The organism is Pseudomonas sp. NPDC088890 (genome assembly GCF_044900155.1).
GTDB classification, from domain to species: domain Bacteria; phylum Pseudomonadota; class Gammaproteobacteria; order Pseudomonadales; family Pseudomonadaceae; genus Aquipseudomonas; species Aquipseudomonas urmiensis.
The window spans coordinates 331,291-356,378 of sequence record NZ_JBJDNG010000005.1 but is presented as its reverse complement, the minus strand read 5'-3'; the positions used below and the strand labels follow the sequence as shown (position 1 = coordinate 356,378).

Here is a 25,088-nt window from a genome sequence, read left to right as displayed (position 1 = left end):
GATTCATGTTGACACTTTATCGCACGACGCTGGCAATGTTCTGCCTGGCCTCGATCCTACCGCTGGGCGCACAGGCCGAAGACGCCGAGAAGGCCGCACCGGCCGCTGAAGCTGCCGTCCCCACTCCGCGCGCGGCGCTGCTCGAACGTAGCCAGGAAGATGCCCAGGCGCTCGAACGCCGGGTGGCCAAAGCTGAGCAACAAACGTTGCAGGCCGGTAACGAGAGCTTCCTGGCATTGTGGAAACCGGCCAACGACAGCGACCCTAAAGGTGCACTGATCATCGTGCCGGGCGCTGGAGAAAATGCCGATTGGCCCACCACGGTCGGCCCTCTGCGAAGCAAATTCCCTGATGCGGGCTGGCACACCCTGAGCGTGAGTCTGCCGGACTTACTCGCCGACAGCCCCCAGGCGCGCGTCGAGAGCACGCCTGCACCGCAGCCTGACAAAGGCACTGGCGAAAGCGCTCCAGCCAAGGACACCCCTGCCGATGCCAATGCCAACGTCGCCCAGGCCACCGCGCCCGAGGCCGATACTGCGCAGAGCACCGATGCCGTCGAGGCCAGCGAACACAACGATCAGGCCGACGCCGAGCGGATCTTTGCCCGGCTGGACGCGGCCGTGGCCTATGCCCAGGAGCAGAAAGCCCGCAGCATCGTGCTGTTAGGTAATGGCAGCGGTGCCTATTGGGCGGCGCGCTACCTGAGCGAGAAGCAACCGCCGCAGGTGCAGAAGCTGGTGATGGTCGCGGCGCAGACCCCGGCCCGGGTGGAGCATGACCTGGAGAGCCTGACGCCGACGCTCAAGGTGCCAGCCGCCGATCTCTATTACGCCACCCGTACTGGCGACCGGCACGCAGCCCAATTGCGCTTGCAAGCCAGCAAGCGGCAGAAGGACAGTCAATATCGGCAGTTGTCGCTGATTGCCATGCCAGGCAACAAGGCCGCAGAGCAAGAGCAGCTGTTCCGGCGGGTTCGAGGATGGCTGTCGCCTCAGGAGTAATCTGGCGGATTCAATGGCCTCATCGCTGGGCAAGCCCGCTCCCACGCCGAATTTTCTCTACAGGGGGGGCGTGGGAGCGGGCTTGCCCCGCGATAAGGACAGCAGCGACCACCTCACACCCAGGCCCTACAACCCACGACGCTTGCGAATCAACGCATAGGCCTGATGCAGCTCCCGGGTTTTCTCGGTCGCCTCACGCACCTGCGCCTCACTGGCGCCATTGCCCACCAATTTGTCAGGGTGGTGCCGGCTCAGCAGGCGCCGATAAGCCTGCTTGACCTTGTCCCCCGCGGTATCCGCCTCAACCCCGAGCAGGCGCAACGCCGCCGCATAGGTCAAGGTCGTGCCCTCGGCGGTGGTCTTGCGCGGCTCGTACTCCAGCGACAGCGCTTGCGCCTGGCGCCGGCTCAGCCCCAGCTGTTGCCCCCAAGCCAAGACCAGATCACGCTCCTGGCGCCCGGCCTTGCCATCGGCCCACACCATCCGCCAGCACGCACGCAGCGTGCCTTCTGCGGCATGTGGCTGCTGCTTGATGCGGTGCAGATAGCGGCCGAGACGGTCCTTGCCGGACTTGCCGCGATTGAATGCGGCAATCGCCCGCAAGCGGGCTGGCTCGGCCATGTCCAGCCGCGCCATCTCCTGACGCGCCTGCTGGATATGCCCGTCCGCTACCCGGCCATCGCTCTTGGCCAGCCGCCCGAGCAGCACGAACAACAGCTCTTCATCGCGCAGCGCCGGGCGCCCGCCCAGGCGCTCGCGCACATCCTCCCAACCGCGCAGCCGCAGGCGTCGGTCCATGGCCTGACCTAGCAAGGCGCCCAGCAATGCGCCAGGGATACTGGCCACTGCAAAGCCCGCTCCAGCACCAATCACTGTGCTCGGCCACCACATGTCAGGCGCGCTCGCCAATCAAGCGCTCAACCTCGGCCAAGCGATCCAGGGTGCCGACGTCGACCCAGAGGCCGCCATGGTGTTCACCGGTGACCTTGCCCTGGGTCATCGCTTGACGAAGCAACGGCGCCAGCTTGAAAGCGCCAGGTTGGCACCCTGCGAACAACGCCGGGTCCAACACCGAGATGCCGCTGAAGGTCAGCGTCCCCGGGGCATCGTCGCCATCGACCACCTGCGCGCCCTGCAAACGGAAGTCGCCCCGGCCGTGGTGCCCTGGGTTGTCGACCAGCACCAGATGAGCCAAACCCTCGAGCGGTTTATTCAACTGGCGAAAATCGTAGTCGCTCCAGACATCGCCGTTGACCAACAGAAACGGCGCCTCGCCCAGCATTGGCAGCGCCTTGAAGATTCCGCCACCGGTCTCCAGCGGCTCGCCTTCGGCCGAATAGCGGATGCTCAAGCCAAAGCGGCTGCCATCGCCCAGGTGATCTTCGATCTGCTGCCCCAGCCAGGCGTGGTTGATCACCACTTCGCTGACACCGGCTGCAGCCAGGGCGCGCAGGTGATACTCGATCAGCGGCTGTCCCGCCACCGGCACCAGTGGTTTTGGAGTGTGCAGGGTCAGCGGGCGCATGCGCTCACCCTTGCCCGCCGCCAGGATCATTGCCTTCATGGACGAGCTGCCTTCAGTTCAGCGATCAGTGCACCCAGCTCAGCCAATTCCGGCCGGCGGCCGATCACTTCATCTATATAGGCGAAGAAACGCGGAACGTCGCCGAGGTAACGCGGCTTGCCGTCGCGGTGGCAGATGCGCGCGAAGATACCGATCACCTTGAGGTGACGCTGCACACCCATCAGGTCGCTGGCGCGGTGAAATGCCTCGAAATCGGATTGCACTGGAATGCCAGCGACCCGCGCCTTCTCCCAGTAATCACCCAACCAACCCTCTACCCGCGCCTGCGGCCAGCTGAGGAAAGCATCCTTGAACAGGCAGGTAATGTCGTAGGTGACTGGGCCGTAGACCGCATCCTGGAAGTCCAGCACGCCAGGATTGGGCTCGCTGTGCATGAGGTTGCGCGGCATGTAGTCGCGGTGCACCAGCACCTTGGGCTGAGCCAGAGCGCTGTCGATCAACAGTTGGCTGACGCGCTGCCAGGTTGCTAGCTGCGTTGCAGTCAGGGCGACACCGAGCTCGCGGCCGACGTACCACTCGGGGAACAGTTCCAGCTCACGGCGCAGCAAGGCATCGTCATAGCTGGGCAGCGGCGCGGTCATGGGCAGGCGCTGCAAGGCCAACAGGGCGTCGATGGCATCGGCGAACAGGCCATCGGCATTCTGGGGATTAATAATGTCCAGGTATGTCTGGTGGCCGAGATCGCCGAGCAACAGGAAGCCGCGTTCCAGGTCCTGGGCATGAATCAGCGGCACATGCACATCGGCGCTGGCCAACAAGTGGTCGATCTCGACGAAGGGACGGCAGTTTTCCTGCGGCGGCGGTGCATCCATGACCACAAAGCTGCGATTGGCGCCCTGCCAGCGGAAATAACGACGGAAGCTGGCGTCACTGCTGGCGGCGGTCAGAGTACCTTCGGGCAGCTCGCCCCAGCCGTTTATCTGGAACAGGGCGAGCAGTTGCTGTTTGAGCCAGTCTTTGAGTAGTTCAAGGCGTAGATCATGATCGGGCATTACAAGGGTCTCCGACGGCCCTAGCCGTCAAGCGGGTCATGCTTTATTATCCAGCATCTTTTTCAGACCATCGAGAGGCGTGCGGCCCCACACGCGGGCAGATGGCACGCAGGAAGCCCGGACTAATAAGATGGCATTGAAATCCCCCGCGTTTCGTAGAAAGTTTCCGTTGTTGGTCACTGGCGGTTTGCTGGTACTGCAACCACTGGCCACCTCGTACGTGGTGGCTGCCGAGCAGTTTGACTGCCAAGTGTCCGCCTCCGGTGGTTGGGACTGCAAGCCCAAAACCTCTGTCAGCAACTTGCCGCCGCGCCCTGTGCACGATGGCGCTGCGCTCAGTTCCGGCACCGAAGCCCAGGCCACTGAAGTCGGCGCCGATGGCGAGCCCAAGCCGATGCTGGTCACCGAGGCCAAAGGCCGTGGCCTGAAAACCCGCAGCGAAGACTACAGCCATCTGGACTGGGTCCCGCGCGAGAAGCTCACCGCTGCCCAGCTGGCCGAGACTGGCCCGTACTGCGCTGGCGCCTATGTCGAGCCGATCCGCCCAGGCATGGATGACACCACGCCCAAGGACGAGTCGCCGACCTACATCAATGCCAAGGTCTCCAAGTACCAGCAAGAGCAGCAGATCGCTACTCTGGCCGGTGACGTGGTCATGCGCCAGGGCAGCATGCAGGTCGAAGCCGACGAGGCCAACCTCTACCAGACCGAGAACCGTGGCGAGCTCAAGGGCAACGTCAAGATCCGTGACAACGGCTCGCTGGTGGTTGGTGACGAGGCGCAGATCCAGCTCGACACCGGTGAAGCCCAGGTCGACAACGCCGAATACGTGATGCACAAGTCGCGCATCCGCGGTAACGCGCTGTACGCCAAGCGTGGCGAGAACGCCATCATCCGCCTCAAGGATGGTACCTACACCACCTGTGAGCCTGGCAGCAACGCCTGGCAGCTCAAGGGCAACAACATCACCCTGAACCCGGCTACCGGCTTCGGTACCGCGACCAACGTCACCCTGCGGGTCAAGGATTTCCCGGTGTTCTACACACCGTACATCTACTTCCCGATCGACGACCGTCGCCAGTCCGGCTTCCTGCCACCTTCGTTCAGCACCAGCAGCGACACCGGCTTCATGCTGGTCACGCCGTACTACTTCAACCTGGCGCCGAACTACGACGCTACGTTGTACCCACGCTACATGACTAAGCGCGGCTTGCTGATGGAAGGCGAGTTCCGCTATCTGACCAAATCGAGCGAAGGTCAGTTCGGTGGCGGCTACCTGAACGATAAGAACGACGATCGTAAAGACCAGACCGACTACAAAGATCGGCGCTGGATGATCAACTGGCAGCACAAAGGTGGCCTCGATGAGCGCCTGATGACTGAAGTCGACTACACCGACATCAGTGATCCGTTCTACTTCCAGGATCTGGAGACAGATCAGATCGGCGTGGAAAGCCGTGAGGTGGTCAACCAGCAAGGCGCCCTGACCTATCGTGGCGAAGGTTACACCGCACGCCTGAATGCACACGCCTACGAAATGGCCACCATTTCTCGTATCACGCCATACGACAAGTTGCCTCAGATCACCCTCAACGGCATGCTGCCGTACCACCCGGGCGGTCTGGACTTCAGCTACAAGACCGAAGCCGTGCGCTTCGAACGTGATCTCAAGAGCGGTAGCGTCTTCAACGAAGATGGCGAACTGGATACCAGTATTCGCGCCGACGGTGGTCGTATCGACCAGAACGTCTTCGGCCTGGCCCGCGCCAACGGTACTCGTCTGAATGCTGCGCCAGCGATCAGCCTGCCACTTGAGGCCAGTTACGGCTACATCAAGCCAACGCTGAAGTACGTCTACACCCATTACGACCTCGACCTCGATGGCAAAGGCAAAAATGACCTCGCCAACGCTTCCGATGCCGTACGTGATCTGCAGGGTAACTTCTCGAGTTCGCAAAGCCGTAGCGTGCCGGTCCTCAGCGTCGACAGCGGCCTGTACTTCGACCGCAGCACCCAATGGTTCGGCAAGAACTATCGCCAGACACTTGAGCCGCGCCTGTACTACCTCTACGTCCCATACGAAGATCAGAAGGACATTCCAGTCTTCGATACCGGTGAAACCTACTTCAACTATACCTCGCTGTTCCGCGACAACCGCTTCAGCGGCTCTGACCGGATCGGTGACGAGAACAAGCTGTCGCTGGGTGTAACCAACCGCTGGATCGAGGAAAACGGCTTCGAGCGTCAACGCTTCAGCATCGGCCAGGCGCTGTACTTCAAAGACCGCAAGGTCCAGCTGCCAGGTATCGACTGGCGCGGCCGCGAGGATGCTCAGTCCGACGTATCGCCTATCGCGCTCGAGTACCAGTTCGCCTTCAACCGCGACTGGCGCTTCAACTCCGACTACAACTGGGATCCGGACAGCCGCAGCCCACGTTCGGGTAGCGCGATGTTCCACTACCAGCCAGAAGACGAGCCGAACAAGATCGTCAACCTGGGCTACCGCTACCGCAACGACTTGGTGCGCTACGACTCGGCGACCGGTCAGTGGCAAGTGGGCGGCGGTGACTACGGTACACCTGGCAGCCCGAACTACATCAAGGACTACTACAAGATCCAGCAGCACGACTTCTCGGTCATCTGGCCGATCGTGCCGCAGTGGAGCGTCATCGCACGTTGGCAGCATGACTACAACCGCAACCGCACCCTGGAAGCCATGGGCGGTTTCGAGTACGACAACTGCTGCTGGAAACTGCGCCTGATCAACCGTTACTGGATCGACTACGACGACTTCAGCCAGGCCGTTCCACAGAACGAAAAAGGCGACCACGGTGTCTTCCTGCAGATCGTGCTGAAAGGCCTCGGTGGCGTGGTGGGCAACAAGGTCGAGACCTTCCTCGACAAAGGCATTCAAGGTTACCGTACACGTGAAGACCAAGCTTATTGATCGCCTGCGCCCGCTGATGCTGGGCGCTGTAATGCTGAGTGGCGCGGTGCATGCCGCGGTACAACCTTTGGACAGTGTCGTGGCCATCGTCGATAACGACGTGGTCATGAAGAGCCAGCTGGACCAGCGGGTCCGTGAGGTCGAGCAAACCATCGCCAAGCGCGGCGGCGGCACTCCACCTCCGGGCGCGCTGGATCAACAGGTCCTGGAACGCCTGATCGTCGAAAACCTGCAATTGCAGATTGGCGAACGCTCGGGCATCCGCATCACCGATGAAGAGCTGAACCAGGCCATCGCCACCATTGCCCAGCGCAATGGCATGTCGCTGGATCAGTTCCGCGCCGCCCTGGCCCATGACGGTTTGTCGTTCGATGACGCTCGCGAGCAGGTCAAGCGCGAGATGATCATCAGCCGTGTGCGCCAGCGTCGGGTAGCTGAGCGCATTCAGGTTTCCGAGCAGGAAGTGAAGAACTTCCTCGCCTCGGACCTGGGCAAGATGCAGATGTCGGAAGAGTACCGCCTGGCCAATATCCTCATCCCAACCCCGGACGGCGCCAACTCGCAAGCCATCCAGGCGGCCGCAGGCCGGGTTGGCGATATTTACCAGCAGCTCAAGCAAGGCAAGGACTTTGGCCAGATGGCCATCCAGCATTCGGCCAGCGAGAACGCCCTGGAAGGCGGCGAAATGGGCTGGCGTAAAGCCGCCCAGCTGCCGCCAGAGTTCGCCAAGCTGCTCAGCAGCATGGCCGTTGGCGACATCTCCCAGCCACTGCGCATACCTAGCGGCTTCCTCATCATCAAGCTTGAGGAGAAGCGTGGCGGCAGCGAGAGCGTGCTGCGTGACGAAGTGCACGTGCGTCACATCCTGATCAAGCCGAGCGAAATCCGTAGCGAAGCGGCCACCGAACAACTGGCCGAGAAACTCTACGACCGCATCCAGAACGGTGAAGACTTCGCCACCCTGGCGAAAAGCTTCTCGGAAGATCCCGGTTCGGCGCTCAACGGCGGCGACCTCAACTGGGTCGACCCGAACAGCCTGGTGCCAGAGTTCCGCGAGCAAATGGCCAATGCCCAGCAAGGCCAAGTCACCAAGCCATTCCGTACCCAGTACGGCTGGCACGTGCTGGAAGTGCTGGGCCGTCGCGCCACCGACAGCACTGAACAGGCTCGCGAGCAACAAGCCCTGACCGTCCTGCGTAACCGCAAATACGACGAAGAGCTGCAGACCTGGCTGCGCCAGATCCGCGACGAAGCCTACGTTGAGATCAAGCTGCCTGGCGCTGACCAGGCCGCCCAGTGAAGCCCCTGCGCTTCGCCGTCACGCCCGGCGAGCCCGCTGGCATAGGTCCTGACCTGTGCCTACTGCTCGCCACCGAGGCCCAGCCTCACCCCCTGATTGCCATCACCAGCCGTGACCTGCTCGCCGAGCGGGCCGCGCAGCTGGGGCTGGCGGTCAGCCTGCTGCCGGTAACCCCCGACACATGGCCCGACCAGGCAGCGCCTGCCGGGAGCCTGTACGTCTGGGATACGCCACTGGCCGCAAGGGTGGTGCCAGGGCAGTTGGACAAAGCCAACGCGGCGTTCGTACTGCAGACCCTGACCCGGGCTGGCCAAGGCTGCCTGGACGGACACTTCGCGGGCATGATCACCGCCCCGGTACACAAGGGTGTGATCAATGAAAGCGGGATTGCCTTCTCCGGGCATACCGAGTTTCTCGCCGAGCTGACCCACACCAGCCAAGTGGTGATGATGCTCGCCACCCACGGCCTGCGCGTGGCGCTGGTGACCACTCACCTGCCCCTGCGCGATATCGCCGATGCCATCACTGGCGAGCGCCTGGAGCGGGTCACGCGCATTCTGCACGCTGATCTGCGCGACAAATTCGGCATTGCCACGCCACGCATCCTGGTGTGCGGGCTCAATCCGCACGCCGGTGAAGGCGGCCATCTGGGCCGCGAAGAAATCGACATCATCGAGCCTGCACTGCAACGCCTGCGCAACGAAGGAATGGACCTGCGCGGCCCACTGCCAGCCGATACCCTGTTTACCCCCAAATATCTGGAGCACTGCGACGCGGTGCTGGCGATGTACCACGACCAAGGCCTGCCGGTACTCAAGTACAAAGGTTTCGGCGCGGCCGTCAACGTCACCCTGGGCCTGCCGATCATCCGTACCTCGGTTGACCACGGCACGGCTCTGGACCTTGCCGGCACTGGCAAGGTCGACACCGGCAGCCTGCGCGTCGCGTTGCACACCGCCTACCAGATGGCCGAGAACCGACCATGAACGAGCATTACCAACACCGGGCGCGCAAGCGCTTCGGCCAGAACTTTCTGCACGACGCCGGCATCATCGACCGCATCCTGCGCGCCATTCACGCCAAGCCCGGTGAGCACCTGCTGGAAATCGGCCCGGGCCAGGGCGCACTCACCGAAGGCCTGCTAGGCAGCGGTGCGCAGCTGGACGTGGTCGAGCTGGACAAAGACCTGGTGCCGATTCTTCAGCACAAGTTCGCCGGTCGCGACAACTTCCGCCTGCACCAGGGTGATGCGCTGAAGTTCGACTTCAACCAACTGGGCGTGCCGCAGCGCAGCCTGAAGGTCGTCGGCAACCTGCCCTACAACATCTCCACGCCACTGATCTTCCACCTGCTCAGCCACGCTGGGCTGATTCGCGACATGCACTTCATGCTGCAAAAAGAAGTGGTCGAGCGCATGGCCGCAGGCCCAGGCGGCGGTGATTGGGGCCGCCTGTCGATCATGGTGCAGTACCACTGCCGGGTCGAACACCTGTTCAACGTCGGCCCTGGGGCGTTCAACCCGCCGCCGAAAGTCGACTCGGCCATCGTGCGCCTGGTCCCGCATGAAGTGCTGCCGTTCCCCGCCAAGGATCCGCTGCTGCTTGAGCGGGTGGTGCGCGAAGCCTTCAACCAGCGCCGCAAGACCTTGCGCAACACCCTCAAGGGCCTGCTCGACAGCCAGGCCATCGAAGCCGCTGGGGTAGACGGCAGCCTGCGTCCCGAGCAGCTCGACCTGGCCGCGTTCGTGCGCCTGGCCGACAAGCTGGCTGAGCAACAGCCGAGCAACTGACCGCGACTGATCGCGGGGCAGCCCCTGCCCCGCGATCGACTGCCCAAGGGCAATAGTTCCACAACTGGCTTCCAGCCCCTCCAATGGCCTAGACTGCATCCATTGCCGCAATTGCGTGTTTGCTCAAGGCCCTTGCATGTCCGACCCCCGCTATCAGATCGACGTCAGCGTCGTCACCCGCTATCTCAAAGAACAATCCGATCCCGACAACGAGCGTTTCGCCTTCGCCTACACCATTACCGTACAGAACAACGGCACGGTATCCGCCAAGCTGATGTCCCGGCACTGGCTGATTACCAACGGTGATGGTGAAGTCGAAGAGGTTCGCGGCTCAGGCGTGGTTGGCCAGCAGCCGCTGATCGAGCCGGGCCAGAGCCATACCTACAGCAGTGGCGCTGTGATCAGCACCCGCGTCGGTACCATGCAGGGCAGCTACCAGATGTTCGCCGAAGACGGCAAACGCTTCGACGCCGCCATCGCGCCGTTCCGCCTAGCCGTACCCGGGGCCCTGCACTGATGGCTGTGTACGCCGTCGGTGACTTGCAAGGCTGCCTGCAACCGCTTAAATGCCTGCTCGAACGTGTGCACTTCAACCCCGCCGTCGACCGCCTGTGGTTGGTCGGTGACTTGGTCAATCGCGGCCCTGAGTCGCTGGAAACCCTGCGCTTTTTGTATTCGATCCGCCAATCGCTGGTGTGCGTGCTGGGTAATCACGACCTGCATCTGCTGGCCGCCTGGCACAATATCGAGCGCCTGAAGAAAAGCGATACCCTGCGCGAAATCATCGAAGCACCCGACGCCGACCAACTGCTCGACTGGTTGCGCCAGCAGAAGCTGTTGCATTACGACGAACCCCGCGGCGTTGCCCTGGTGCATGCTGGCATTCCGCCGCAATGGACCCTGGGCAAAGCCTTGGAGCTGGCCGCAGAAGTTGAAGAAGTGCTGCGTGACGATGCACGCCTGAAGCTCTACCTGGATGGCATGTACGGCAATGAGCCGAATAAGTGGAGCAACAAGCTGACCGGCGTCGAGCGCCTGCGGGTAATCACCAATTACTTCACCCGCATGCGCTTTTGTACCGCCGAAGGCAAGCTCGACCTCAAGAGCAAGGAAGGCCTGGACACCGCGCCCAAAGGTTACAAGCCCTGGTTCGCCCACAAGGACCGCCGCTCGCGCCACGTGAAGATCATCTTCGGTCACTGGGCGGCCCTCGAAGGGCGTGTTCATGCGCCCGGCGTGGTAGCCCTGGACACCGGCTGCGTATGGGGCGGTGCCTTGACCTTGTACAACGTCGACAGCGGCGAACTGCACCGCTGTGACTGCGCCGACGACGGCACTCCACGCCAGCCAGCACAACCCACTAGAATGAACGATCAGTCCTGAAGGAAACCGCCCCCATGAGCGAATTCAAGCGCATCCCTCCCGAGCAGGCCCAGACCCTGCGTGAGCAAGGTGCGGTGGTCGTCGACATTCGCGACCCGCAAGCCTTTGCCGCTGGCCATATCAGTGGTGCCACGCACCTGGATAATCACTCGGTCGCCGATTTCATCCGCAATGCCGACCTCGACAAGCCCACCGTGGTGGTCTGCTATCACGGCAATTCCAGCCAGAGCGCAGCCGCCTACCTGGTCGGCCAGGGCTTCTCCGAGGTCTATAGCCTCGATGGCGGCTTTGAGCTGTGGCGTGGCACTTATCCGGCCGAGATCGCCCAGGGCAGCGCCGAATAATTTTTTCATTTCCCTCGCAGCCCGCGTCCCGTGCGGGCTCGCGCCAGACCTGACGAACGGTCGTGGCAAACTTCTGGGCCTTGCGCCCTTGACCTCTCGTAGAACCAACTATCCTTAAGCCCAGGCCATCCAAAAAGGGGAGAGCCGGTACACCGGCGTGCGGGTCATCGGTAGCGTTTCAAGGGTGTTCTGGGGGGTATACAGCAATCGGCGAACCCGGTTGCATGCCAGCATCAGCTGACTGATCCGGCGTCGGCTCCACGTATCGAGCGAGGTGACGTCATGAGTATCTTTAGCCACTTCCAACAACGTTTCGAGTCAACCCGCCAGGAAGAACTCTCGCTGCAGGAGTACCTCGAGCTGTGCAAACAGGATCGCAGCGCCTACGCTTCGGCGGCCGAACGGCTGTTGATGGCCATCGGTGAGCCGGAACTGATCGACACCTCGAACAACTCCCGACTGTCGCGAATCTTCTCCAACAAAGTGATTCGCCGCTATCCAGCGTTTGAAGACTTCCATGGCATGGAAGAATGCATCGACCAGATCGTCTCGTACTTCCGGCATGCCGCGCAGGGCCTGGAAGAGAAGAAACAGATCCTCTATTTGCTGGGCCCGGTGGGCGGCGGTAAATCGTCGCTGGCGGAAAAACTCAAGCAACTGATGGAGAAAGTGCCTTTCTACGCGATCAAGGGCTCGCCGGTCTTCGAGTCGCCACTGGGGCTGTTCAACGCCACCGAAGATGGGGCCATTCTCGAAGAAGATTTCGGCATCCCGCGACGCTACCTCAATACCATCATGTCGCCTTGGGCGACCAAACGACTGGCCGAATTCGGGGGCGATATCAGCCAGTTCAAAGTGGTCAAGCTGTACCCTTCGATCCTCAACCAGATTGCCGTGGCCAAGACCGAGCCGGGCGATGAGAACAACCAGGATATCTCCGCGCTGGTGGGCAAGGTGGATATTCGCAAGCTCGAGGAATTTCCGCAGAACGACGCCGACGCCTACAGCTACTCAGGTGCGCTGTGCCGGGCCAACCAGGGCCTGATGGAATTCGTCGAGATGTTCAAGGCGCCGATCAAGGTGCTCCACCCACTGCTGACCGCCACCCAGGAAGGCAACTACAACAGTACCGAAGGCCTCGGTGCGATCCCCTACTCCGGGATCCTGCTGGCCCACTCCAACGAGTCGGAGTGGCACACCTTCCGCAACAACAAGAACAACGAGGCGTTCATCGACCGGATCTACATCGTCAAGGTCCCGTACTGCCTGCGCGTCAGTGACGAGATCAAGATCTACGACAAGCTGCTGTTCAATAGCTCCCTGGCCAAGGCCCATTGCGCGCCTGACACCCTGAAGATGCTTGCCCAGTTCACTGTGCTGTCGCGCCTCAAGGAGCCGGAAAACTCGAATATCTATTCGAAGATGCGCGTGTATGACGGGGAAAACCTCAAGGACACCGATCCGAAGGCCAAGTCGATCCAGGAATACCGCGACTCAGCCGGCGTCGATGAGGGCATGACCGGCCTGTCGACCCGCTTCGCGTTCAAGATCCTCTCCAAGGTGTTCAACTTCGACCCCCATGAAGTGGCTGCCAACCCGGTGCACCTGCTGTATGTGCTGGAACAGCAGATCGAGCAGGAGCAATTCCCGGCCGAGGTGCGCGAACGCTACCTGCGCTTCCTCAAGGAATACCTGGCACCGCGCTACATCGAGTTCATCGGCAAGGAGATCCAGACCGCTTACCTGGAGTCCTACAGCGAGTACGGCCAGAACATCTTCGACCGCTACGTGCTGTACGCCGACTTCTGGATCCAGGACCAGGAATACCGCGACCCGGAAACCGGCGAGATCCTCAACCGCATCGCCCTCAACGAGGAGCTGGAGAAGATCGAGAAGCCTGCCGGCATCAGCAACCCGAAAGATTTCCGCAACGAGATCGTCAACTTCGTCCTGCGTGCCCGCGCCAACAACAATGGCAAGAACCCGACCTGGCTGAGCTACGAGAAGCTGCGGGTGGTGATCGAGAAGAAAATGTTCTCCAACACCGAAGACCTGCTGCCGGTCATCAGCTTCAACGCCAAGGCCAGCAAAGAGGATCAACAGAAGCACAACGACTTCGTTACCCGGATGGTGGAACGTGGCTATACCGACAAGCAGGTGCGCTTGCTGTCGGAATGGTACCTGCGAGTCAGGAAATCGCAATAAAGCGGCAAGCTGCACGCCGCAAGCCGCGGGCTGTTCAGCGCAACGTTACGACGATGCGCCACAGCTTGCGGTGGTGGGGGCTGCTGTTTCTTGCAGCTTGATGCTTGACGCTTGCAGCTGTTTTTAGCGGAGAGACCATGAGCTACGTTATCGACCGACGCCTGAACGGCAAGAACAAGAGCACGGTCAACCGCCAGCGCTTTTTGCGCCGGTACCGTGACCACATCAAAAAGGCCGTCGAAGAGGCCGTAAGTCGCCGCTCCATCATGGACATGGAGCACGGCGAACAGATCAGCATTCCCGGCCGCGATATCGACGAGCCGGTGTTGCACCATGGCCGCGGCGGCAAACAGACCATCGTTCACCCAGGCAACAAGGAGTTCACCGCCGGCGAACACATCGCCCGCCCGCAAGGTGGCGCGGGTGGCGGAGGTGGCCGCGGCAAGGCCGGTAATTCCGGCGAGGGCATGGACGATTTCGTATTCCAGATCACCCAGGAAGAATTCCTCGAATTCATGTTCGAAGACCTGGAGCTGCCCAACCTGGTCAAGCGTCACCTGGCCGGCACCGACACCTTCAAGACCGTGCGCGCCGGGATTGCCAACGAAGGCAACCCTTCGCGCATCAATATCATCCGCACCCTGCGCTCGGCCCATGCCCGGCGCATCGCGCTGACCGGCAGTAGCCGCGCACTGCTGCGCGAGGCCAAGGCCGAGCTGGCTCGACTGAAAGTCGAAGAGCCTGATAACTTCACCGACATTCAAGCCGTAGAGGCCGAGATCGAGCGCCTCAGCGCCCGCATCAACCGCCTGCCGTTCCTCGACACCTTCGACCTCAAGTACAACCTGTTGGTCAAACAACCCAATCCCAGCTCCAAGGCGGTGATGTTCTGCCTGATGGACGTGTCCGGCTCGATGACCCAGGCCACCAAGGACATCGCCAAGCGCTTCTTCATCCTCTTGTACCTGTTCCTCAAGCGCAATTACGACCGCATCGAAGTGGTGTTCATCCGCCACCACACCAGCGCCCGCGAGGTCGACGAGGAGGAATTCTTCTATTCCCGCGAGACCGGCGGCACCATCGTCTCCAGCGCGCTGAAACTGATGCAGGAGATCATGGCCGAGCGCTACCCGACCAACGATTGGAACATCTACGCGGCGCAAGCATCGGACGGTGACAACTGGAACGACGACTCACCGATCTGCCGCGAGATCCTCTCCAAACAGATCATGCCGCATGTGCAGTACTACACTTACGTGGAGATCACCCCACGCGAACACCAAGCGCTGTGGTACGAGTACGAGCGCATCGGCGAGTCTTTCCCTGACACCTTCGCCCAGCAGCAGTTGGTTTCGGCCGGCGATATCTATCCGGTCTTCCGTGAACTCTTCCAGCGCAGGTTAGCCACATGACCGCCAGAGCACAGAGACGCCAACCCATATCCACCGGGTCCGAGTGGACGTTCGACCTGATCCAGACCTACGACCGGGAAATCAGCCGGCTGGCCGAGCGTTACGCGCTGGACACCTACCCCAACCAAATCGAAGTGATTACCGCCGAGCAGATGATGGATGCCTACGCCTCCGTCGGTATGCCGTTGGGTTATCACCACTGGTCCTACGGCAAGCAGTTCCTCAGTACCGAAAAATCCTACAGCCGCGGCCAGATGGGCCTGGCCTACGAGATCGTGATCAACTCCGATCCGTGCATCGCCTACCTGATGGAAGAGAACACCATGTGCATGCAGGCACTGGTGATTGCCCATGCCTGCTATGGGCACAACAGTTTCTTCAAGGGCAACTACCTGTTCCGCACCTGGACCGACGCCAGCTCGATCATCGACTACCTGGTGTTCGCCAAGCAGTACATCGCCCAGTGCGAAGAGCGCCACGGTATCGATGCCGTGGAAGACCTGATCGACTCTTGCCATGCCCTGATGAATTACGGCGTAGATCGCTACAAGCGGCCTTACCCGATTTCCGCCGAAGAGGAACGGCGCCGGCAGAAAGAGCGTGAAGAACACCTGCAGAAGCAGATCAACGACCTGTGGCGAACCATCCCCAAAGGGGCGGAGAAGGGCAGCGACCGCGACGATGCACGCTTCCCCGCCGAACCGCAGGAGAACATCCTCTACTTCATTGAAAAACACGCTCCGCTGCTCGAACCCTGGCAGCGCGAGGTAGTGCGCATCGTGCGCAAGATCGCCCAATACTTCTATCCACAGCGCCAGACCCAGGTGATGAACGAAGGCTGGGCCACCTTCTGGCACTACACGCTGATGAACGACCTCTACGACGAGGGCCTGGTAACCGAAGGCTTCATGATGGAGTTCCTCCAGTCGCATACCAGCGTGGTGTTCCAACCCGGCTTCGACAGCCCGTACTACAGCGGCATCAACCCCTATGCCCTGGGCTTTGCCATGTACACCGACATTCGCCGCATCTGTGAACATCCAACCGAGGAAGATCGCCGCTGGTTCCCCGACATTGCCGGCAGTGATTGGCTTTCTACCATCAAGTTCGCCATGAGCAGCTTCAAGGACGAGAGCTTCATCCTGCAGTACCTGTCACCCAAGGTGATCCGCGATCTGAAGCTGTTCAGCATCCTCGATGACGATCAACGCGACGACTTGCTGGTGCCAGCGATCCACGACGAATCCGGTTATCGAGTCATCCGCGAGCAATTGGCTGCGCAATACAACCTGGGCAACCGCGAACCCAACGTGCAGATCTGGAGTATCGACCGCCGAGGCGACCGCTCGCTGACCCTGCGCCACCAGCAGCACAACCGCAAACCGCTGGGCGACTCCACCGATGAGGTGCTCAAGCACCTGCACCGTTTGTGGGGCTTCGACATCCATCTGGAAACCGTACAGGGCGACCAGATCATGAAAACCCATCATATGCCGCCACGCGGCGAGCATGGCGAGGCCGGCGACTACGGACGCATGGACCTGGCCGTGGTTCATCACCTCTAGCCAAGCCCCTCCCTTGCTGTCGACAGGTTATCCTGTGGGCAGCAACGGAGATTTCACATGCAGATTTACAAAGTTGGCGGCGCAGTGCGTGACCGCCTGCTCGGGCGTCCTGTCAGCGATGTTGACTGGCTGGTGGTGGGTGCCACTGTTGAACAGATGCAAGCCTTGGGTTATCGCCCGGTCGGAGCCGACTTCCCGGTCTTCATTCATCCCAAAACTGGCGAGGAATATGCGCTGGCGCGCACCGAGCGCAAGAGCGGGCGTGGCTATGGCGGTTTTACCTTCCATGCCAGCCCTGAGGTCACCCTTGAACAAGACCTGATTCGCCGCGACCTGACCATCAATGCCATGGCCGAGGATGAGCACGGCAGCCTGTGCGATCCCTACCACGGCAAGGCCGATCTGGATAAGCGCATACTGCGCCACGTTTCCCCTGCGTTTGCCGAAGATCCCCTCAGGGTTCTGCGTGTCGCCCGCTTCGCCGCTCGCTATGCCACGCTGGGGTTCAAGGTGGCTGAAGAAACCCTTGAGCTGATGCGACAGATCAGCGATTCGGGTGAATTGCAGGCTTTGACTGCCGAGCGTAGCTGGAAAGAGATCGAGCGCGCGTTGATGGAAGATCAGCCGCAGGTGTTCATTCAGGTGCTGCGTGATTGTGCTGCGCTAAAACAGCTGATGCCGGAGCTAGATACCCTGTTAGAAAGCGACCAACAAACCTTGACTGTGCTCGAACAGGCCGCCCTGCATCAGCAGCCCCTGCATGTGCGTTGGGCCTGCTTGACGCATGACCTGGGTGGAGCGATCAAAGCCATCAACCAACGCTTCAAAGCGCCGCGAGAATGCCAGGAGCTGGCCTTGCTCGTGGGCGAATGCCACGGCTATTGCCAACAGGCCTACACGCTCAGCGCATCGAAGCTGCTCGAGTTGCTGCAGAAGTTTGATGTGTATCGAAGGCCGCAGCGCTTCGAAGACTACATCGCGGCGTGCGAGATGATTGCCCGTGGGCGGCAACTGCTACAGGAACAGGGCTATCCACAGGGCGCCTACCTACGTGCAGCAGCGCAGGCAGCCAAGGCGGTGGATGTGAAGGGCTTGGTGGAACGAGGCCTGACCGGGCAGGCATTAGGTGAGGCGCTCAAGGCTGAGCGACTGGCGGCGCTAGAGCGCTTTACCCAGGCTTGAGAATGCTATCGCGGGGCAAGCCCGCTCCCACGCAGTCCCCTCCAACGCCAACTTATCGCTGAAGCACACGCAGGAAGCGCCTGCGCTAGTGTCATCGCTGAAGCATACGCAGGAAGCGGCTGCGCAGGAGCAACTACGTGGGAGCGGGCTTGCCCCGCGATAGCGCCAGTACAAGCCCAGAACAACTCCAGCTCAGCTCACGGACGGGTCAGCTGCAACCCACGCCACTCAAACGGCACTGGCGCCAATACCTGGTCGATGCTCGCCTCCTGCCACAGCTGCGCCATGCGCTTGCCTGCCCCCGGATGCAGCAATGTCGGCGCGATCAGCGACAACGGCCACAGCACGAACGCATTCTTCAGAATCTCCGCCCGCGGCAATACCAAGCCATCGAATGTGCCATGCAGATCGTCATACATCAGCACATCGATATCCAACGGCAAGCCCTTGCGATCCGGCGCATAGCGGCCATTTTCCGCCTCGATGAACTTGAGCCGGCGATCCAGCTCCAGCAGCGGCAGGTCAGTTTGGCCAGTCACCACCAGATTGAAGAACGGGCCGCTCTTGATCCCGACCGCCTGGCTTTCGAATACCGGCGAGCAGCGCATGTCTCGCAGAAAACCCGCCAAGGCATCGAGCCCGGCGCACAGGTGCGTCTCACGCTCGATGTTACTGCCCAGCCCTAGGTAAACCGTGCTCAAAGACATCCGCGCTCGATCTCCACGCCAACACCACCACGGGCTGCCGGGACGGCGCCCGGCTTGGTCAGCTTCAGTCTCACCCAGGGAATGTGGAACTCTGCCATCAGCACCGCGACCAGCCGCTCGGCGAAGGTCTCGACCAACTCGAAGCGCGCCTGCTCGGCAAACGCCTGCACCCGCGCCGACACACTGGCGTAGTCCAGCGCCAGGCTCAGGTCGTCACCGGCCGCCGCTGGGCGGTTATCCCAGGCGAAGCTCAAGTCCAGGCGCAGGCACTGGCGAATATCCCGTTCCCAGTCATAAGCACCGATCACGGTATCGACTTCCAGGCCTTCGATGAACACTCTGTCCAAGCACTTCTCTCCACAGCACGACAAGGGCGACTGGCGCCGTTAGAATCAGGGCGTCCTCGCCCGGAATAGTTAGCATGTTTTGGTTATTGGCGCTGCTCGCCTACCTGCTCGGCTCTCTGTCCTTCGCCATCGTCCTGAGCCGCCTCAGCGGCAGCCCCGACCCTCGCTCAAGCGGTTCGGGCAATGCCGGGGCGACCAACATGCTGCGTTTGGCAGGTCGCAAAATGGCGATCCTGACCCTGCTGGGCGACCTGTGCAAGGGCATGTTGCCAGTGCTGCTGGCCGACCTGGCCGGTTTGGGCTTGCAACAGCAAGCCTGGATTGGCCTATGCGCGGTGATTGGCCATCTGCTTCCGGTGTATTTCCGCTTCAAGGGAGGCAAAGGCGTAGCAACGGCGGCCGGCATGCTCATGGCGCTGTACTTTCCTGCCGCCCTGCTGGCCATCGTCGCCTGGGGCCTGACCTTCTACCTCACCCGCACCAGCTCGCTCGCCGCGTTGATCGCCACCCCGCTGACCCTACCACTGCTGGCCTGGCGCGAGCCGGAAGCACTGCTGCCCATGACCGTACTCACGATACTGATCGTCTGGCGTCATCGCAGCAATCTACGCGACCTGTTCGCCGGACGCGAACGACATTTCTGAGCCATGCGCGTGAGCCGTATTCAGCTTCAAACCGGCGGCAACTGCTCCATCGGCCAGCGTGCCTGAACACTGATGGCCAGATCCTGTTTCTGTCCGGCCAACAGCCGCTGGCAACCTGCGTAGGCGATCATCGCACCGTTATCGGTGCAGAACCTGGGGCGCGCGTAGTAGACGTTGCCTTTGATCCCGGCAAGCATGCTTTCCAGCGATTCGCGCAGCGCCTTGTTGGCACTCACGCCACCAGCGATGACCAGACGCTTGAGGCCAGTCTGCTTGAGCGCGCGCTTGCACTTGATGGTCAGAGTCTCAACCACCGCCTGCTGGAACGCCAGGGACACGTCGCAACGGGTTTGCTCGTTGTCGTCTCCAGCATCGCGGCACTTCTGCCAGGTATTGAGGGCGAAAGTCTTCAGGCCACTGAAGCTGAATTCAAGGCCAGGCCGATCAGTCATCGGCCGTGGGAAGACAAAGCGTCCAGGCACGCCCTGCTCGGCCAGCCGAGCGATTTCCGGGCCGCCTGGATAATTCAGGCCAATCAGCTTGGCGGTCTTGTCGAACGCCTCGCCTGCCGCATCGTCCAGGCTCTCGCCCAGCAGCTGGTACTGGCCGATGCCATCGACCCGCACCAGCTGGGTGTGACCACCGGACACCAACAAAGCGACGAACGGGAACTCCGGTGGCTGCTCTTCGAGCATCGGCGCCAGCAGATGGCCTTCCATATGGTGCACGCCGATCGCCGGGATATCCCAGGCAAACGCCATAGCCTGGGCGCAGGAAGCGCCCACCAGCAAGGCGCCCACCAGCCCAGGGCCTGCGGTGTAGGCAATGGCATCGATCTCGGTGGCGACTGCCCCGGCTTCGTCCAGCACCTGGCGGATCAACGGCAACATACGCTTGACGTGATCACGCGAGGCGAGTTCGGGCACAACGCCGCCATAGGCGCGGTGCAGGTCGATCTGGCTGAACAGCGCGTCGGCCAGCAGGCCGCGTTCACTGTCGTATAATGCGACGCCAGTTTCGTCGCAGGATGTTTCCAATCCCAGTACTAGCATGGGTCCGTGCCTTGTGGAGGCTGAATTCGAAGGCGCGCATGATAGTCCCCGTGCCCAGTGCCGACCAGCGGTTTTCGATCAGAGGCTTTGCATTCCGGCTAGCTAAGCGTTAACATCCGCAACCCTTGAAAACCGACGTTCTCCAGCGCATCTTTGTTTTGTCAGGAGTACGTCTACCCCGGTAACGAATGAAGGTAGCCCTGGATGCCAGCCGTCAAAGTAAAAGAGAACGAACCCTTCGACGTAGCTCTGCGTCGTTTCAAGCGCTCCTGCGAAAAAGCCGGTGTACTGGCTGAAGTGCGTAGCCGCGAGTTTTACGAGAAGCCGACTTCCGAGCGTAAGCGCAAGGCTGCAGCCGCAGTTAAGCGTCACGCTAAGAAAGTCCAGCGCGAACAGCGCCGCGCCGTTCGTCTGTACTAATACAGACGTTCAACGCAAAGCTTCTGCCCTGCCCGGCTAACCGCCGGGCCGATGGCAGCGGTTGTTTCAAACCTTAAGCGTCAGCTTGAGGCGCTCTCTGCGACTTGCAGTAGAGCAAGCAGCTTGAACACGTCAGAGCTGGTCCTAGACCAGTCGTGCCGTCCCTGTCTGGCGAGCCCTTGTGGCTGGCGACGAGCACACCTCCCTCGCTTTTCCCGTACCGCTGCACTCTCTCCCGCATACTTGCGTTAGCGATTAGACTTGCCAGTTGCCAGATGACGAGACTGTTATGGCCGGGCTGATTCCCCAGACTTTCATTGACGACCTTCTCAACCGCACCGACATCGTCGACGTGGTGAGTTCGCGCGTCCAACTGAAAAAGACCGGCAAGAACTACTCCGCCTGCTGCCCGTTCCACAAGGAAAAGACGCCCTCCTTCACCGTCAGCCCCGACAAGCAGTTCTACTACTGCTTCGGCTGCGGCGCCGGCGGCAACGCCTTGGGCTTCGTCATGGACCACGACAACCTGGATTTCCCCCAGGCAGTCGAGGAACTGGCCCGCAGCGCGGGCATGGAAGTGCCGCGCGAAGAAGGCCGACGTGGGCACAAGCCACGCCAGCCCACCGATTCGCCCCTTTATCCGCTGCTGGAAGCGGCTGCCGAGTTCTACCGTCAGGCACTGCGTAGCCATCAGACCCGCAAGGCGGCGGTGGACTACCTCAAAGGCCGCGGCCTGTCGGGTGAGATTGCCCGCGACTTCGGCTTGGGTTTCGCCCCGCCAGGTTGGGATAACCTGATGAAGCACCTGGGCGCCGACAGCTTGCAGCAAAAGGTGATGATCGACGCCGGCCTACTGATCGAGAACGCCGAGAGCGGCAAGCGCTACGACCGCTTCCGCGACCGGGTGATGTTCCCAATCCGCGACAGCCGTGGCCGAGTGATCGCCTTCGGCGGTCGGGTGCTGGGCGACGACAAGCCCAAGTACCTGAACTCGCCGGAAACCCCGGTGTTCCACAAGGGCCAGGAGCTGTACGGCCTGTTCGAGGCACGCAAGCACAACCGCAGCCTCGATGAGATCATCGTCGTCGAAGGCTACATGGATGTCATCGCCCTGGCCCAGCAAGGCTTGCGCAACGCGGTGGCGACGCTGGGCACAGCAACCAGCGAAGAACACCTCAAGCGCCTGTTCCGGGTCGTGCCTAGCGTGCTGTTCTGTTTTGACGGCGACCAGGCTGGGCGCAAGGCGGCCTGGCGCGCCCTGGAGTCGACCCTGTCGAGCCTTCAGGACGGGCGCCGTGCACGCTTCCTGTTCCTGCCCGAGGGGGAAGACCCAGACACCCTGGTACGCGCCGAAGGCACTGACGCCTTCCAGGCCCGCATTAACCAGCATGCGCAACCGCTGGCCGACTACTTCTTCGAGCAATTGAGCAACGAAGCCGACCCGCGCTCGCTCGAAGGCAAGGCGCACATGGCCACTCTGGCTGCGCCGTTGATCGAAAAAATCCCCGGCGCCAACCTGCGCCAGCTAATGCGCAATCGCCTGCGGGAAATCACCGGGCTCGATCCGCAGCAGATGGAGCAATTGGCGCAAAGCGCACCAGCACCCAGCGTGCCGGACTACGACCCTGGCTACGACTACGACGCCATGGCCAGCTACACCCCGGACTACGGCGATCAGCATCAGCCCGACTATGGCCTAGCTCATCAAGGCCATCAGGAACAACGGCCATGGACGCCTAAACAGGGCGGCGGCAAGAAACAGTGGGACAACAAACCCTGGGACAAGAAGGGTGGCAAACCCTGGCAACGCGATGGCCAACGCGATGCGCCGCCGCGAGTGCCGGCACCGGTTGAACCGCCGATGTTGTCGGCCCTGCGCACGCTACTGCACTACCCGCTGCTGGCCGGCAAAGTGGAAGACGCCAGCCATTTCGCCGACGAAGAACATGTTTACAACCAGTTGCTGGTGGCCCTGATCGAAGCCGCGCAGAAGAATCCTAAGCTAAGCTCAATGCAGCTGATTGCACGCTGGCACGGCACTGACCAAGGCCGCCTGCTGCGCGCCTTGGCAGAAAAGGAATGGTTGATCGATGCCGACAACCTTGAACAACAGTTTTTCGACACCATTACTAGTTTATCCGCCCGCCAACGCGAGCGCAGCCTGGAACATCTGATGCGCAAAGCACGTCAAAGTGAGTTGAGCACAGAGGAAAAATCTCAGCTTTTAGCCCTGCTGAGCCGCAATGTTCCCGCACAAAACCCGACCTCATCTGGCGCGTGAGGTCCTAGCTCGGGTATAATCCTCGGCTTGTTTTTTGCCCGCCAAGACCTTCAGTGGATAGGGTGTTATGTCCGGAAAAGCGCAACAGCAATCTCGTATCAAAGAGTTGATCACCCGCGGTCGTGAGCAGGGTTACCTGACTTACGCGGAGGTCAACGACCACCTGCCTGAGGATATTTCAGATCCTGAACAGGTGGAAGACATCATCCGCATGATCAACGACATGGGGATCAACGTATTCGAGACTGCTCCGGATGCGGATGCCCTGTTGTTGGCGGAAGCCGACACTGACGAAGCCGCAGCCGAAGAGGCCGCCGCAGCGTTGGCCGCCGTTGAGACCGATATCGGCCGCACGACCGACCCGGTGCGCATGTACATGCGTGAAATGGGTACTGTCGAGCTGCTGACCCGCGAAGGCGAGATCGAAATCGCCAAGCGTATCGAGGAAGGCATCCGTGAAGTCATGGGCGCTATCGCTCACTTCCCGGGTACTGTCGACTACATCCTTAGCGAATACGACCGCGTCACCACCGAAGGTGGCCGCCTGTCCGACGTTCTCAGTGGTTACATCGACCCTGATGACAATATCGCCGCACCGACCGAAGAAGTGCCGATTCCTGGCGCCAAGGCCGCTGCTGCGAAGGAAGAGGCAGACGACGAGGAAGAGGAAAAGGACGGCGATGACGAAGAGGAAGAGGCCGAAAGCGGTCCCGATCCGGTCATTGCTGCCCAGCGTTTCGGCGCGGTTTCCGACCAGCTCGTCATCACCCTCAAGGCGCTGAAAAAGCACGGCCGTACCCATGCCGAAAGCATCGGTGCCATGCAGGCCCTGGCTGATCTGTTCATGCCGATCAAGCTGGTGCCCAAGCAGTTCGAAGTGCTCGTCGAGCGCGTTCGTGGTGCCCTGGATCGCCTGCGTCAGCAAGAGCGCGCGATCATGCAACTGTGTGTTCGTGACGCTCGCATGCCGCGTGCCGACTTCCTGCGCCTGTTCCCAGGCAACGAAGTCGACCAGACCTGGAGCGGTGACCTGTCCAAGCGCAGCACCAAGTGGGCCGCCGCGCTGGGCGAGAAGAACGACGCGATCGTTGCCTGCCAGCAGAAGCTGGTCGACCTTGAAACCGAGACTGGCCTGACCGTCGCCGAGATCAAGGAAATCAACCGTCGCATGTCGATCGGCGAGGCCAAGGCCCGTCGCGCGAAAAAGGAAATGGTCGAGGCCAACCTGCGTCTGGTGATCTCGATCGCCAAGAAGTACACCAACCGTGGTCTGCAGTTCCTCGATCTGATCCAGGAAGGCAACATCGGCTTGATGAAGGCGGTGGACAAGTTCGAATACCGTCGCGGCTACAAGTTCTCGACCTACGCCACCTGGTGGATTCGCCAGGCGATCACCCGCTCGATCGCCGACCAGGCGCGCACCATCCGTATCCCGGTGCACATGATCGAGACGATCAACAAGCTCAACCGTATTTCCCGCCAGATGTTGCAGGAAATGGGTCGCGAACCGACCCCGGAAGAGCTCGGTGAGCGCATGGAGATGCCTGAGGACAAGATCCGCAAGGTGCTCAAAATCGCCAAAGAGCCAATCTCCATGGAGACGCCGATTGGTGATGATGAAGATTCGCACCTGGGCGACTTCATCGAGGACTCGACCATGCAGTCCCCGATCGATGTAGCCACGGTCGAAAGCCTCAAGGAAGCCACCCGTGACGTGCTCGGCGGCCTGACCGCACGCGAAGCCAAAGTGCTGCGCATGCGTTTCGGTATCGACATGAACACCGACCACACCCTCGAAGAGGTCGGCAAACAGTTCGACGTGACCCGTGAGCGGATCCGTCAGATTGAAGCCAAGGCGCTGCGCAAGCTGCGCCATCCGACCCGAAGCGAGCACCTGCGCTCCTTCCTCGACGAGTGATGACGAACCCCGGC

At 61.3% G+C, this 25,088-nt stretch carries 22 protein-coding genes; 16 read left to right on the top strand and 6 right to left on the bottom strand.

Annotation, left to right across the window (positions count from 1 at the left end):
• Nucleotides 1–5: 5 nt before the first annotated feature.
• Nucleotides 6–1,001 (top strand): alpha/beta hydrolase family protein, encoded by a 996-nt coding sequence (locus ACI2JX_RS13990; protein ID WP_404690304.1) that lies wholly within the window; start codon nucleotides 6–8, stop codon nucleotides 999–1,001.
• Nucleotides 1,002–1,127: 126 nt separating this feature from the next.
• Here the strand turns inward: ACI2JX_RS13990 and ACI2JX_RS13985 are convergent, their stop codons facing one another.
• Genes ACI2JX_RS13985 through ACI2JX_RS13975 form a run of 3 tightly spaced genes read right to left on the bottom strand, consistent with a single transcriptional unit; the run spans nucleotide 1,128 to nucleotide 3,578 of the window.
• Nucleotides 1,128–1,892, bottom strand: a complete 765-nt coding sequence (locus ACI2JX_RS13985; RefSeq protein WP_404690303.1) for a TerB family tellurite resistance protein — start codon at nucleotides 1,890–1,892, stop codon at nucleotides 1,128–1,130.
• A gap of 1 nt (nucleotide 1,893) precedes the next feature.
• Nucleotides 1,894–2,565 (bottom strand): N-acetylmuramate alpha-1-phosphate uridylyltransferase MurU, encoded by a 672-nt coding sequence (murU, locus tag ACI2JX_RS13980; protein WP_404690302.1) that lies wholly within the window; start codon nucleotides 2,563–2,565, stop codon nucleotides 1,894–1,896.
• Nucleotides 2,562–3,578, bottom strand: a complete 1,017-nt coding sequence (locus ACI2JX_RS13975) for an aminoglycoside phosphotransferase family protein (protein ID WP_404690301.1) — start codon at nucleotides 3,576–3,578, stop codon at nucleotides 2,562–2,564. Before ACI2JX_RS13975 ends, murU begins: the two co-directional genes overlap by 4 nt.
• A gap of 130 nt (nucleotides 3,579–3,708) precedes the next feature.
• Between ACI2JX_RS13975 and ACI2JX_RS13970 the strand changes: the two genes are divergently transcribed.
• From ACI2JX_RS13970 to ACI2JX_RS13920, 11 genes are all read left to right on the top strand, one after another.
• A complete protein-coding gene (locus tag ACI2JX_RS13970) occupies nucleotides 3,709–6,525 on the top strand; it encodes an LPS-assembly protein LptD (RefSeq protein ID WP_392463657.1) in 2,817 nt (938 codons plus the stop codon).
• Entirely contained in the window at nucleotides 6,506–7,825 is a 1,320-nt protein-coding gene (locus ACI2JX_RS13965) for a peptidylprolyl isomerase (RefSeq protein WP_264235353.1), read from the top strand. The genes ACI2JX_RS13970 and ACI2JX_RS13965 overlap by 20 nt, the downstream gene beginning before the upstream one ends.
• Nucleotides 7,822–8,811, top strand: coding sequence for a 4-hydroxythreonine-4-phosphate dehydrogenase PdxA (pdxA, locus tag ACI2JX_RS13960; RefSeq protein WP_264235352.1), 990 nt, complete (start codon nucleotides 7,822–7,824; stop codon nucleotides 8,809–8,811). The genes ACI2JX_RS13965 and pdxA overlap by 4 nt, the downstream gene beginning before the upstream one ends.
• Nucleotides 8,808–9,614, top strand: coding sequence for a 16S rRNA (adenine(1518)-N(6)/adenine(1519)-N(6))-dimethyltransferase RsmA (rsmA, locus tag ACI2JX_RS13955; protein ID WP_186552681.1), 807 nt, complete (start codon nucleotides 8,808–8,810; stop codon nucleotides 9,612–9,614). Before pdxA ends, rsmA begins: the two co-directional genes overlap by 4 nt.
• 136 nt (nucleotides 9,615–9,750) lie before the next feature.
• Nucleotides 9,751–10,131 (top strand): Co2+/Mg2+ efflux protein ApaG, encoded by a 381-nt coding sequence (apaG, locus tag ACI2JX_RS13950; protein ID WP_264235351.1) that lies wholly within the window; start codon nucleotides 9,751–9,753, stop codon nucleotides 10,129–10,131.
• The gene (locus ACI2JX_RS13945) at nucleotides 10,131–10,997 is read left to right on the top strand and encodes a symmetrical bis(5'-nucleosyl)-tetraphosphatase (RefSeq protein WP_186552683.1); all 867 of its coding nucleotides are present in this window, start codon (nucleotides 10,131–10,133) and stop codon (nucleotides 10,995–10,997) included. The genes apaG and ACI2JX_RS13945 overlap by 1 nt, the downstream gene beginning before the upstream one ends.
• A gap of 14 nt (nucleotides 10,998–11,011) precedes the next feature.
• Entirely contained in the window at nucleotides 11,012–11,341 is a 330-nt protein-coding gene (gene glpE / locus ACI2JX_RS13940) for a thiosulfate sulfurtransferase GlpE (protein ID WP_404690300.1), read from the top strand.
• A 282-nt stretch (nucleotides 11,342–11,623) separates the two neighbouring features.
• Entirely contained in the window at nucleotides 11,624–13,546 is a 1,923-nt protein-coding gene (locus ACI2JX_RS13935) for a PrkA family serine protein kinase (protein ID WP_264235349.1), read from the top strand.
• Nucleotides 13,547–13,683: 137 nt separating this feature from the next.
• Nucleotides 13,684–14,958: a YeaH/YhbH family protein gene (locus ACI2JX_RS13930; RefSeq protein ID WP_186552686.1), complete on the top strand. Its 1,275-nt coding sequence runs from the start codon at nucleotides 13,684–13,686 to the stop codon at nucleotides 14,956–14,958.
• Complete coding sequence (locus ACI2JX_RS13925; RefSeq protein ID WP_186552687.1) at nucleotides 14,955–16,523, top strand: SpoVR family protein; 1,569 nt, start codon at nucleotides 14,955–14,957, stop codon at nucleotides 16,521–16,523. The genes ACI2JX_RS13930 and ACI2JX_RS13925 overlap by 4 nt, the downstream gene beginning before the upstream one ends.
• Before the next feature lie 57 nt (nucleotides 16,524–16,580).
• A complete protein-coding gene (locus ACI2JX_RS13920) occupies nucleotides 16,581–17,705 on the top strand; it encodes a multifunctional CCA addition/repair protein (RefSeq protein WP_404690299.1) in 1,125 nt (374 codons plus the stop codon).
• Between the two features lie 197 nt (nucleotides 17,706–17,902).
• Here the strand turns inward: ACI2JX_RS13920 and folK are convergent, their stop codons facing one another.
• Both folK and folB read right to left on the bottom strand, forming a co-directional pair.
• Nucleotides 17,903–18,412 (bottom strand): 2-amino-4-hydroxy-6-hydroxymethyldihydropteridine diphosphokinase, encoded by a 510-nt coding sequence (gene folK / locus ACI2JX_RS13915; RefSeq protein WP_404690298.1) that lies wholly within the window; start codon nucleotides 18,410–18,412, stop codon nucleotides 17,903–17,905.
• Nucleotides 18,403–18,759, bottom strand: a complete 357-nt coding sequence (gene folB / locus ACI2JX_RS13910) for a dihydroneopterin aldolase (protein WP_217850776.1) — start codon at nucleotides 18,757–18,759, stop codon at nucleotides 18,403–18,405. Before folB ends, folK begins: the two co-directional genes overlap by 10 nt.
• A 74-nt stretch (nucleotides 18,760–18,833) precedes the next feature.
• Between folB and plsY the strand changes: the two genes are divergently transcribed.
• Nucleotides 18,834–19,403 carry a glycerol-3-phosphate 1-O-acyltransferase PlsY gene (plsY, locus tag ACI2JX_RS13905; RefSeq protein ID WP_404690297.1) on the top strand — a complete coding sequence of 190 codons (570 nt, stop codon included), beginning with the start codon at nucleotides 18,834–18,836 and terminating at the stop codon, nucleotides 19,401–19,403.
• A gap of 26 nt (nucleotides 19,404–19,429) precedes the next feature.
• On the opposite strand, the gene tsaD is transcribed toward plsY, so the two are convergent.
• On the bottom strand, nucleotides 19,430–20,455 hold the full coding sequence (gene tsaD, locus ACI2JX_RS13900) for a tRNA (adenosine(37)-N6)-threonylcarbamoyltransferase complex transferase subunit TsaD (RefSeq protein ID WP_186552692.1): 1,026 nt from the start codon (nucleotides 20,453–20,455) through the stop codon (nucleotides 19,430–19,432).
• 204 nt (nucleotides 20,456–20,659) lie between these two features.
• On the opposite strand from tsaD, the gene rpsU reads away from it, so the two are divergent.
• The 3 genes from rpsU to rpoD all read left to right on the top strand — a co-directional run bounded on the left by rpsU (nucleotide 20,660) and on the right by rpoD (nucleotide 25,074).
• On the top strand, nucleotides 20,660–20,875 hold the full coding sequence (rpsU, locus tag ACI2JX_RS13895) for a 30S ribosomal protein S21 (protein WP_002551877.1): 216 nt from the start codon (nucleotides 20,660–20,662) through the stop codon (nucleotides 20,873–20,875).
• Nucleotides 20,876–21,164: 289 nt separating this feature from the next.
• Nucleotides 21,165–23,156: a DNA primase gene (gene dnaG, locus ACI2JX_RS13890; RefSeq protein ID WP_264235344.1), complete on the top strand. Its 1,992-nt coding sequence runs from the start codon at nucleotides 21,165–21,167 to the stop codon at nucleotides 23,154–23,156.
• Nucleotides 23,157–23,223: 67 nt separating this feature from the next.
• On the top strand, nucleotides 23,224–25,074 hold the full coding sequence (rpoD, locus tag ACI2JX_RS13885) for an RNA polymerase sigma factor RpoD (protein ID WP_186552694.1): 1,851 nt from the start codon (nucleotides 23,224–23,226) through the stop codon (nucleotides 25,072–25,074).
• Nucleotides 25,075–25,088 lie beyond the last annotated feature (14 nt).